The 12250-nt window shown below is 52.8% G+C and carries 6 protein-coding genes; 3 read left to right on the top strand and 3 right to left on the bottom strand.

Annotated elements, in window-relative coordinates; genetic code table 11:
* Nucleotides 1-141: 141 nt before the first annotated feature.
* Nucleotides 142-2457, bottom strand: coding sequence for a hypothetical protein (locus FYC48_RS14190; RefSeq protein WP_149497389.1), 2316 nt, complete (start codon nucleotides 2455-2457; stop codon nucleotides 142-144).
* Nucleotides 2454-5534 (bottom strand): leucine-rich repeat domain-containing protein, encoded by a 3081-nt coding sequence (locus tag FYC48_RS14195; RefSeq protein WP_149497390.1) that lies wholly within the window; start codon nucleotides 5532-5534, stop codon nucleotides 2454-2456. Before FYC48_RS14195 ends, FYC48_RS14190 begins: the two co-directional genes overlap by 4 nt.
* A 132-nt stretch (nucleotides 5535-5666) precedes the next feature.
* Between FYC48_RS14195 and FYC48_RS14200 the strand changes: the two genes are divergently transcribed.
* The 3 genes from FYC48_RS14200 to FYC48_RS14210 all read left to right on the top strand — a co-directional run bounded on the left by FYC48_RS14200 (nucleotide 5667) and on the right by FYC48_RS14210 (nucleotide 8992).
* Nucleotides 5667-6824: a sensor histidine kinase gene (locus tag FYC48_RS14200; protein ID WP_149497391.1), complete on the top strand. Its 1158-nt coding sequence runs from the start codon at nucleotides 5667-5669 to the stop codon at nucleotides 6822-6824.
* Nucleotides 6825-6848: 24 nt separating this feature from the next.
* On the top strand, nucleotides 6849-7925 hold the full coding sequence (locus FYC48_RS14205) for a hybrid sensor histidine kinase/response regulator (protein ID WP_149497392.1): 1077 nt from the start codon (nucleotides 6849-6851) through the stop codon (nucleotides 7923-7925).
* Nucleotides 7926-8263: 338 nt separating this feature from the next.
* Nucleotides 8264-8992, top strand: a complete 729-nt coding sequence (locus FYC48_RS14210) for an RNA polymerase sigma factor (protein ID WP_149497393.1) — start codon at nucleotides 8264-8266, stop codon at nucleotides 8990-8992.
* Between the two features lie 142 nt (nucleotides 8993-9134).
* Here the strand turns inward: FYC48_RS14210 and FYC48_RS14215 are convergent, their stop codons facing one another.
* Nucleotides 9135-12053, bottom strand: coding sequence for a protein kinase domain-containing protein (locus FYC48_RS14215; protein ID WP_149497394.1), 2919 nt, complete (start codon nucleotides 12051-12053; stop codon nucleotides 9135-9137).
* Between the last annotated feature and the right edge of the window lie 197 nt (nucleotides 12054-12250).

Genomic DNA, 12250 nt, shown 5'->3' on the forward strand with positions numbered 1-12250 from the left:
TGTAGATACCAATGCCCACTGGGAGAGTCGGGCCTTCAGGCCCGGAGAGGGCACCCTCCCCGGCCGTTTGCTCGTCCGACCCTCCCGCAAGCGGAAGAGTGTTATCCAGATGTTTGGCCCCAAAGACTCGTGTTTACCTGCTTAGCCCTCTTCTAATTCTGCCGCGTCCACCATCTTCTTTGGAAAGTCCATTAGATCGTTAAAGAACCAGCTCTTCCGCTCAAGCCTCATCAGAGGAATGGTCCCCGAGCTTTCGATCAGCCGGCGAAACGTTCCCTCTAATGCGGGAACACCGTCGATACCGCGGACGATGTCGAGCGCATGCCAGTGAGCATCCATCATCGGAAACTCGTGCTCTGCAATCGAGACAACGCCTCTACTGAGTCGGTCGGTGTCAATGGTATGACGTTCCCTGGCCGTCAGATTCATGTGATGCGGCAGCGAATCCCCCATCAAACGCGTGTAGACCATATCCGAATACTGCCCTTGATAAAGATTCGCGTGAGCTGTCGCGAAACTAATCAAATCCCCTTCTTCACCGAACCATTGTGGCAAGAGTTTAAACGCGATCTCGCCGGCGGCACCAAGGTGATCGGGATATAATTCCACCGTTCGTTTGGCTAGCTCGTTGATTGAGTGAAGCTCATGCTCGAGATCGAGTCGAACCGCGACCAAGGTCGAAAGTGCCAAGATCGGTGGCTTGTCCATCTGCTCGACCACCTCTGCCAACTCTTCCTCGGCCTGTTGATTCTTTTCATAAAACGTCTCAAAACCTTGAGCCGACACGGTATCGACGGTACCGGTACCTCGCGCTTCCCACGCCAGTCGCCGAAGACGAAAGCCGTTCGCCGACTTTGCTAGTGCACCGCCCTGTTGATGCCACTGCTTAATCTTCTCCAGCACTTGGCGTTCTTTGTCTGAAAGTTGATCGCCTTGCTTTTCGAGGTAAAGCCAACGATAGCTCACACGGGTCAGGAGCAAGTACTGCAGTTCGCTCGGTGACCCCGCACCGTTGATACGAGTCTGACGTCCAATAGCTTCGTGTAACTTTTCCAATTCCCGCATCGGTGATTCGTTCACCAGTTGGTACCCAAGATCACTCAACCTCCATCGACCCGGCGTTCTCCACACTTGTCGACGATAAGCTTTGATGCGATCGTTTTGCAGTAGGACCACCACTTCTCCGTCATCACTGCAAAGCAAACGCATTGGCTTCTCGGCCAAAACGATGGGGTACGAATAGGCGTGATTGACCGGGCCGAGATCGAAGAGAATCCACTGCAGCCCTTGCCGCGTGAGACGACGCCCCACGGCGACGAACGAGTTATAGCCTTCGACAACCGAAAACGGAGCGGCCAGACTTGGCTGCCAATAGCAATGTGCAATTGAAAACTTCTGCGTTGCTTCGCCTTCGCTATCGACGTTCCGGTGCAAAACCTTTGGGTGATGCCCGTCAAGCCAAAGATGTGATGAATCCCCTGCCACCACGGTTTGTTGTTTCCCCGAATAGCCGTGAAATAGATCTTTCGATGTGACCTCACCTTCTTCTTCGAGATTGAAAACAAACGGCCCACCGACATCGACAACAATCTGTGATCCGTCTTTCGCGAGCCCCATGCTTTTGACAAAACGTTCTCCTGTATCGATCGGTGTGATCTTCTTGAGCTGCAAATCTCCATAAAACAGATTGCCAGACGACGTCAACAAGGCCACCACTCTGTCGTTTGAGTCAGTCTCGCATTGCTCGATTGGATCACCGTGCAGATCCGCCTGTGCGACCACAGCCCCGGTGCGTCCACTCACGCGACAGAGTTTTTGATTCGAACCAATCAGAAAGTCATTCGATTCCCCACAAAATCGGATGAGATCGGGCGCAGCGTTCGGCCAATCGCCCGGCAATGGAAAGCTTCCCACACGTTTAGCATCACTCAGGTTGTACAGCACCACCTCATCACCATTGAGAACGATCAATCGCTCTCCGTCGGTCGACAAATCAAAAGCGCCCGCACCGTTGAAATCCGTCTTCGTTACTTCCACCAACAGTTGCATTTCGGTCGGGGGTGGAGCATACGCTTCGGTAAGAAATGCCTTTGCGGTCGCATTTAAATTCAAATCACTGCACTTGACCAGCGATGCCTCGAACCGTTCGTCCATCGAGAATGGCTTGCTGAATTCATTTAGGTATCCCATCGGCGCTGGCTTGGAGACGACATAATTACCTTCCTTCAAAGGCCATTGATATCGAGCGGAAGCATTGTTTGCGTCAGGAGACTCAGCAACGCTGTCGGTCACAGGGTCAATCCATTCGACCGGCGTCACACTTGCCTCTCGTGAGATCGAGTGATGAATGACCCGGTCACATCCGATCGCCAACCCGACCAACATCAAAACTACCACGAAGGCAAGGTGAGATCGCTTTAGATTCGCAGTCGACCGTTGCGGCTGTCTTTGTCTCATTCTTCTGACTCCTCGATCCCGCTTTTGTCAGATACTTCCACGTCTTGATCAACCACAATGACCTGTGGTCCACCGATGGCTTGGCCACCAAACAGACGACCGAACATTCGGTTCATCAGGGAAGGTGCATCAGAGTCGCGATTTTCAACATCCGCGTCCTCTTTCATCTGAGCGAATTCGCCGACCGGCGAAAAAGCCTCAACATCGATCTTCGCGAATTCATCTTTCACCGTCGGTAGCTCCATCGCCATCATCATTCCTTGCGAAGAATTCGCCATCTTTTGCCGCCACTGTTGAGTCGCCTTGAACTCGGCATAGTCGTGTTCATCGATGACACGCTGCTCCGCCATTAACCTGGTGTGCACATTTGAATCAAGATTGCTTCCGGTCGGGTCAAGCATCAAACTCGGATGCCGACGCATCAGTTCATAGACCGCCCGTGAATCGACTTCGCAGTCACGCAACACTAACAACTCGATATCGGTTCCATCGAGTGCAGAAAGCAAGTCTTTCGAAACCTTCGATCCGGCTAGATTGAGGTGTTTGATCATTCCAAACGAAGCAATCTTAGTAAGCGTCGGCTGATCGATCCCAATGTCCGCTAAAGAGAGTACTCGCAACATGGTCATCCCTGTCAATCCAGCCAGATCTGCTGGTTTCAAGTCACAACCATCCAAACGCAGACTTTGTATTGACTCCGATGCGAGCAAGGTCTGCAACGATGCCGCGGTCACCTCGGTATGGCTTAAGTCCAATGATTGAAGCGTTGGTAAGCTTCCCCAATTTCGAACCACCGAATCGTCGACCTTGCATCCAGGTAGACTCAAGTTCACGATCGCTCGAAGATTCAACTCACTCAGCGCCGCTTTCGATGCGTCCGCATAAGCCAGCGTGATTGTTGTCAGCTGATCACAATCGGAAAGCGATTCGACGACAGTATCGGTGACCTGCGCGCCGCCGGCGGCAAAGTATTCGAGGTCTCGAAACCCGCCAAAATGGGTTTTCGACGGAAGCGGCGACGAAAACGACAACCCTTTAAGCGACGGCGACCGATCGATCCATATTTCGTTCCCGACCCACTGAAAATCGAAGGAGCTTTGCAGTCGCGGCATGCTTTCGATCCGCACCGAATTAAAAAAATCGAAGCGCATCGCGTTTCCGGTCAGTTCAGTTAGATGGGCATGGCGTGCCAACTGAAACGAGTCCGCGGAACGATCGAAAACGATCATGTCATCGTTGGTGTCAAACTGAAACTCCAACACTTCAAGGTTCGGAAACAACGTCAGAATCGAAGCGAGATCTGCCGGACCAGCTGATGCGGTCCCCAGTCGTAAATGTTTCAGATTTGGCGTCGATGCGAGTTTTTTCACCTCCTCGGTGGCCACCCCCGTTGACGCAAGGAACAGTTGTTCTAGACCGGCATTCTCACATAGTGGCGTCAGATCTGTGTCACGAAGAAAAACGGCATCCAAGTCAATCAACGCTGGCCCATCGCTTGCGCCCAATCCTTTCACCAACGCATCACGAGTCTCCTTTTCGGGGCGAACATACTGAGGGTACCCCATCGGAAGATTGCGAAACGCGGCGACATAAACGGCGTCTAACCCTGGCAACTTACTGAGCTTGATTTCTTCGATTTCTGCTCCGTAAATCTCAACGGTTTCCAACTTGGGCACATTCTCAGCAACTAAGCGGCTGAGCCAAACCCGCCCCGGCATCGACTCCCCGCGTGCCAATCGCATTTCCCAAAAATCGTTCTTCCCTTGCCATCCAGTGAACTCCGGCAAATCGGACAACTCCAATGAAAACTTTTGCAATTGACCGAGTTCCAATGTTTCTAGTTTCGGTAGCCCTGACAGTTTCAACTGCACCGCGTCGGCGTTAAGTTGATGATCCCAATCATTGACCGAAAGAAACTTCAGCGATGGCCAACCCTCGATCGTCAATTGATCGGAACCGCGACTCGGGTGAGGCAGCCACAGTTCGGTGATCGACTTCGACCACGATGGCCGTCCTAGCTTGCTCAAAACGACATCGCTGTGCATCGCATTGAGCCGTCGGAGCCGTGGTAGCTGCAGTGATGCGAGCGTCTCAGAAGAGACATCCGTTCGCATCAGACTCAGCGTGTGCAAGCGGGGCATCGAACCGATCATTTGCATCGTCGCTCGATCGAGCCGCCGTCCGGCGATCCTGATGTCGACCAAATGAACTTTATTGAGCAGCGGCTGCAGCTGCTTCAGCTGATAGTTGTTACCGCCAATTCGGAAACACGTCAGCGTGGTCAACGCCATCGCTTCGTCAAGATCCTCCGGCGACGGCGTATCAAGCCTCACCGCGCGGACTCTGACAAACTTTTTGGCGAAAGAATCTGGGAGTTGATCCGCAATGATCTCGGGCAACCACGCCGAAAAAACCACACCGTGATTCTTTCCCATCATCGAATTGGCGTACTTTTTAACCGCCTTTTCACGGCCTTGAAGGTATTGGTACCAGCCGAAGGAAGCGGCAACCAGTGACGTCGCGATCATCAGGTCTGCGATGGTCAGGTTCCCGCGCCCCTTCGATTTTTGTTTCAATTTCTTGCGATGGGCATAAAACTGAAACACCGTGATGAGCGTCACTAGACAGGCGATGTTGATCAGCAACGCGGTCCATGAAAACACAGATTGCGAAGCCGACAAAACATTGCTTTTATCTTCCGTCTCCGGACGCCCCGCTGGCCCGGATCGATAGTCGATCCAATATCGAAACGGTGCCCCCGCCATCACAGGCAACTCATAGGCCTGGTTGGGAAGATCAACGATCGATTGAACAGAACCTGAACTGAATCGTTCGACATATTGAACCGGCCAATTCAGCGCAACGAAGATTCCGATCATCAACGATGTCGACCCCCAAACCGCCGTTTTACTACGACGACGCTTCTCATTTGCTTCGGTCGATCGCTCGACCGCTCGCGCTTCCGGTTCGGCGAGCTCACTCTCGCATTCCGCCGGCATCTCTTGATGAGCGGTATCCTGGCCGACATTCGCCTGACCGAGATTCCTTTGCTCGGATGGTAGTTGATCGCCAGTCATTCAAGCCCTGTGTGAAAACGTTTAAACTATTAACAGGGCCCATTCTGAACTACCCGACAGAGGTAGGCAAGCATTTTCGGGGGGGCACGTGCGAGAGACACCCAACACGGACGCAAGCGAAGCGGCAACGCGATGGACCTATCACTTTGGATCTTCAGTGACGAAGGCTTCCCGGCCCGATGGTTTTGCGGATCCGGCTGGACCGATGAACCTTACGTCGGCTGGATCCACGTCGTATCCGATCTCGTGACTTGGGCGTCTTACCTGACCATCCCAGTCCTATTGATGTACTTCGCAACAAATCGTCGCGACGTTACCTTCCCCAAAGTGTTTTGGCTGTTTTGTGCGTTTATCATTTCGTGTGGAATGGTCCATCTTGTCGAGGCAGTGATTTTCTGGTGGCCGGTGTACCGTTTGTCGGCGGTGTTGAAATTGGTGACCGCAATCGTTTCCGCGGCGACTGCGATCGCGCTGATCCGTGTCTTTCCCGTTGCCCTCTCGTTGCCAGCACTGGCGACGATCAACCAAAAGCTGCAAACAGAGATCGAAACGAGGAAACTTGCGGAGGAGAAGCTCGAGCGAATCAACCTTGAACTTGAGAGCTTCGTTTCGATCGCTTCTCATGATTTGCAGGAACCACTTCGCAACGTCATCAGCTTCACCGAACTGCTAAAAGAAGACCTCGGTGACAATCTTTCTGACAATGCGACTCAGGACCTCAAGTACATTTCCTCCGCCGCGAGTCGGATGCAACGACTGATCAACGATCTGCTGACGTTCTCGCGCACCACTCGGCACGGTGCGACATTCCAAATCGCTCCTGTCGACGATTGTGTCGACGAGGCGTTGGAGATTTTGCAGTCACGCCTGGAACAATCAGGCGGAACCATCACGCGAAGCAATCTCCCAAAGCTAAAGCTCGACATTACCCTGGTCGCTCAGCTCTACCAGAATCTCATCTCCAACGCGATTAAGTTTACCGAAAGCGATCGGTCTCCGCAGATTGATCTGACGGCCGAAATGGTCGACGGAGTCTGGGTCCTAGGCGTACGCGATAACGGGATTGGCATCGAATCGAAATATACCGATCAGATCTTCGAGCCTTTCAAACGTCTTCATGGCATGTCGGAATACGAAGGCACGGGGATCGGCCTGGCAGTTTGCAAAACCGTCGTCGAACACCATGGCGGACAAATCTGGGTGACTTCTCACCCCGGCGAAGGCTCCCACTTTCAGTTCACGTTGGAGCCGTTTATGCTTACCGCTGGCGTTTCGCCGCAGGCGACTTGACACCGAACATTACGGAGTGCACAGGTGACTCAAACGGTCTTGATGATCGACGACAATCCGGCGGATGCGGTCATCGTCAAACGGCTGCTGGCAAAGATCCCGGGGAGTACATACTCGTTTCTTCACGCCGAGAATGCTGAAACCGGCTTTGAGTCGCTGCGACAACAATCCATCGATTGCATCGTTCTGGATTATCAACTCGGACGAATCAGCGGAATCGAACTTTTGCATCAAATGCGCAGTGCCGGCATCGATGTTCCAGTGATCGCACTGACCGGTGAAGGTTCCGAGTCGATCGCCGTCGATACTCTGAAAGCCGGCGCACAAGACTACTTGGTCAAAGGGCAGGTTACCGCCGCGACGCTCCATCGCTCCATACTCTCGGCGACAAAAACGGTCGCACTCGAGCGCAAGTTAAGGGAACAACGCGAAGAACTCCTTTCGTTCACAGGAATGGTTTCCCACGACCTCCGCAATCCGCTTCGGCACATCTGTCAATATTCGGAACTTCTGCAACTTGAACTCACCAACTCCGACGACCATTGTCGTCGTTACGTCGAAGCGATCGACAAAGCCTGCAAACGGATGTCGACGCTGATAGAGAACTTACTCAGCTACACCAAGTACGGCCGATCTGCCAAGCAACTCACTGATGTTGATCTTACAGAGGTGCTACGTGTCGCGACGACGGACCTTTCCGCGGTAATCGAAAGTTCTAATGCGTCCGTCCAATTTGATGAATTACCAGCAGTGACCGGTGATCCGACCGGACTAAGCCAATTGTTCCAGAACTTGATCGGCAATGGAATCAAGTACAACCACTCGCCACGCCCTTCGATCGTCATTCAATCGGAACACGTCGATGATCGAATCAACGTCACGGTAATCGACAACGGAATCGGAATCGATGAACAGTATCTCGATGATGTCTTTCGACCGCTTTGCCGGCTGCATACCGAGGAAGAATATGAGGGCTCCGGTTTAGGGCTTTCCACCGCCCAGCGGATCGCACATCAACACGACGCGACCATTACCATCGAATCGAAACTCGGCGAAGGCACCGCTGTCTGCCTTTCATTCCCGGCCGGCCCCAAACGTTAGAGTATCTTGCCTCCGAACACCGTGTCGCCCAAAACACTTACGCCAAGCCCTACTGGCCGAAAGCGCCTAAATGTGAGGCCGCGGCCAGCGTCGTCGACCGACAAGTTGCACATCTTCAATTTTTGCGGTGTTCTTTCATTGCCCGCCCGAACCGGTCCATCCGATTTGACTTCTCCGGAAGCCAGGAAATCGTTGCCCGCCAAAGCCCCCGGACCTACAATAGCGTCTGATCTAAACATGTGTGTGCCCGCATTGTCTTGTCGTTGAATCCGATTGTTGTCGATTCGACAAACCTGGTCTGGCTTTCTTGGTCTGGCTTTTCACTATCGTAGTCTCTGATGAATCTTGACCTATCAAAGACGGACTCGAACCGTCTAAGCCAAATCAAGACAAACTGGACGGCGATGTTCGACGCGACAGAGCGGCCCGATAATGCGTCCGAAATTCAACGTGAGTTACTGCTGCGATATGCGGGCCCGGCGTACCGCTACCTCCTTGCCATGGTCCGAGATGTAGACATCGCCGACGACCTCGCCCAAGAATTTGCCTTTCGATTTATTCGAGGCGACTTTCAAAATGCGACCCCAGATCGAGGCCGCTTTCGCGACTACCTAAAACGCTCGCTCGTGAACCTCGTCAACGATCACTTTCGCAGGCAGCGGCAACGCCCCGTCCCCATCGGTCAAGCCGCGTTAAATGCGAAAGAACCATCGTACGCCTCGGATGTCGATGCGGAATTCGACCAAGATTGGCGTCGCGAACTTCTTGCCAGAACCTGGTCCGCTATGGATACGGCCGACAACGTTTCTCGGACCTGCTACTCCGTTGTCCTGAAAATACGCGCCCAACACCCCACCCAGAATTCGAAGTCTTTGGCAATGCTTGCCAGCGAATCATTGCAGCGTGATGTGAGTGCGACTTGGCTTAGACAAACGCTCAAACGTGCGCGTGCCCGCTTCGGTGAATTGATGCGAACCGAAGTCCGCAACACATTACTCGCCGCCTCAGATGAACAAGTTGAAGTCGAACTTCAAACACTGGGACTTCAAAAGTACACGAATTCCTGAACCAAGTGAGATTGACCGTTCCTGTTTTGTTTTAAGCGGTTGAACACGAATCCTTCGTGTTCAACTGCTTGGCCACGGTGATTGCACAGAAACCGTGGCTAACGCCAATCGGTTAATCCTAGTATTGAACTGGTACGAGACACTAGATTCCCAAATCGATGACTGCGATATCGGGCGCAATCCCGGCTTTGGCTTTCGTCGGGACCAACCGCGGACGAGAAACGTTGTTGGCGCGAGCCCACTTCGCGACACAATCTTCCCGACGATACAATTCATACGGCATGGCGAGTTCGTTTTCTTGGCTAACGCGAACGAGATCCAATGCTTCTTCAAGGGCATCGGCAAAAAACTCAATCCGATCGTCGACATTCATCATGACCGCTGGGCCTCGACTTACCGCACTGCGAAACATTTCGTCTTTTGCTGTCCTCCGTTGTATATTCACGATTGCCTCCAACGCATCGCTCAATTCGTGAAAAGCAGCGATCACTGTCTCACCGACGTTTTTTATGTATCTACCGTTAAATGAAGAAATCGAATTCCCCGCCGAACGAATGAATTGACGGGTTTGGTCCAAACGCTTTTTGGAATCAATCCTCGACGTCTCACCTCGCTGCCTAGAAATCACAACAAAAGTCAGTTCGGGAATTTCAATTGGATTCTCGGGCGTAGGAATTTCATTCGGGAACAGTCTCTGAAAAATCGGAAGTGCGGCAACCTCGGTCGCGGTGAACATCTCTTCGCTGGAATCAATCCTCTCGATACGGATAACAAGCTCCTTCGCGAACTCATTCTGAATCGTGATCGTTTGCGATCCTTCGGACAAGACAACATCCTCCTCACCGCGACGGTTCTTTGAGAGGACGACTGTTGCATCACGTTTATCTGCTTCGATGTCGATCGTTAATTCGATCGACGTGCGCAATTGCGGACTGCCTAGGCGATAACGTCCCCTAGCCAAGGAAAGTTCAAGCGATCGTTCCTGACGCCCCGGTAAAACACATTGAGTCGACACCTTGGGTAAATGCCACGGCCCGCCGATACAGTAAATCTGATTGGTGCACGATCGGATCGTCGGATGAACTTGAAACGTCATCTCCACAAGGTGGGCAAGATCGTTTTTGAACTCGGCCCTGCAGACCTGGCAACGCCCGTGGGTCTCAATGTCAGACAAGCGTTCCACTTGTGACGTCGGTACTCGGCAGGAGGGACAATGAATCTCCCATCGATAGCTCAACAATCCGGCGTCGACGGCGGCCAGACAAGCATCGATGACGTTCTTTCTAGGCAACCCGATGTCACGGGCGAAGACGATCGGTCGGATTTTCCCGACGACTTGATCGGGTCCCTTACGGATCAACCGAGACAATTCGATCAACACAGCGGAATCCAATCCTTGTGCGGCGAGCCGATCCAGCCCCGAATCGATTGCAGCGTGACTCGTTTTCGAAAGTCGAGGCGATGATTCGAAAGGATCATCGCTCATGTCAGTCGCCATTGACGTTTGTGAATGGACCGAATCTGGTCGCCGTGAAATTACTTGATCGATCCGATCATAGAGACGTCGAAGCTGTCGCCGAGCGACGCGTCCGATCTGAAAACGCGCGAGGCCTTGTCCCACGAATCCATGGGGTGCAACTTCAAATCGATGGATCACGGTGGTTCCATCGCCGTTCGACAAAAGTTCCACCGTGCTGTTGACCCATCGAAACGGCCCGACGGTGAACTCGCGAAAAACGGAAAACCGCCGAGGTTCCGACCACTCGAAGAGATGCTCAATCCACGTAAAACGTATTCCGAGAAACTTGACCGTCGCAAGTTTCTTCAGTGCCGCGTCTGCATCTTTCCAGACAGAGTAGTCCACCGCGGGCAATCCTAAGGCATGGTTAACGCGTTCTGTGTTAGAGAGGTAGGGCCAAAGGATCTGAGCTGGTGATCGAAGCTGACATTTCACTTCGAATACCAAAGGCCGCGTTGTGACGTTTGATGTGGCAAACCCTGAACTTGGCAGCAAGCACGACGTCGGCTGTCCTTCAATAATCGCGTCGACTTCTGCCAACAATTCTGCCGCGTCGGAAAACCGATGTCCCGGATGTTTGCTCAGCGCACGATCAACCAATCGTGCGACCAACTCGTCGACCTCTGATGCAATCGAACGCAAAGAAGGTAGCGACTGTTGGGCATGTTTTTCGGCCAGTTCCAAAAAGCTCTCAGCCTGAATCGGTGGTCGCCCGGTGATTAACTCAAACATCATCGCCCCGACCGAGTAGACATCCGATGCCGGGGTCCAATCGTTACGATCACTGAATTGTTCCGGTGCGAGATATCGCGGCGTCCCAATGATGGTGTTGGTCCGTGTTAACTCCATCGACTCTGTTTGCCGGATAAATCTTGCCAATCCCAAATCGGACAACTTGACTGCCCCCGGAGCCAAAGGTTCTGGACAATCTGGTTGATAGAGCGTGGCGATCTCGCTGTCGCTTAGATTGACTAAGACATTCGAAGGCTTGATATCACGATGGATGATGCCTTTGCAATGCAAGTGACTTAATCCGCTGACGATCTGCCGAATTACTTCAATGGCTCGCGACGGTGGCAACGGCCCGTGACGCTGCAACAGTTCGAGCAGGCTTTGGCCCGGAACGTACTCCATCACGAAATAGACCAGCCCACGTTCGTCGCCGATTTCGAAGATGGACGTGATCGCAGGACTGTCGATTTCAGACAGCAATCGAGCTTCTTTTCGAAATCGCTCGATCGCCGATGAACGATTGGAAATCTCCGGCCGCAATACTTTGACCGCGACCACGCTCCCAGAGTCAGCCTCTCCTTTAAAGACAAGCCCCATCGCGCCACGTCCAAGCAATTCCACAAGCGTATAGACGCCAAGCCGTTTCCCCAAAAGCTGCTCTGACCAATCACCTTCCAAGCAGACTTGGAAACGATCACCAACTGAACGAATTTCAACCTCGCCATACCAACTCGGGGCATCGACAAGTTCATCTGAGCTTTTGTCTAGCTCGCCGTTGTCACGCGACTCGGCTTCGGACTCAGAGGACATTCGTCGGGTTCTCGCGGACAGCCGGGAAAAAAAAAGAAGACAAGACAAGCTGTGAAATGCGTCGGTGCTCCGTTGTTCCGAAGCGGCAATTCCCTGGCCTGCGACCAACAAAACCCAAAAACATCGCTCGAATTTTTGGATTCAGTGTCACAACACGAACGCCGGGGCGTAACCGATTCAGCAATTTGTCACCGGCA

The organism is Roseiconus lacunae (genome assembly GCF_008312935.1).
Lineage (GTDB): Bacteria > Planctomycetota > Planctomycetia > Pirellulales > Pirellulaceae > Stieleria > Stieleria lacunae.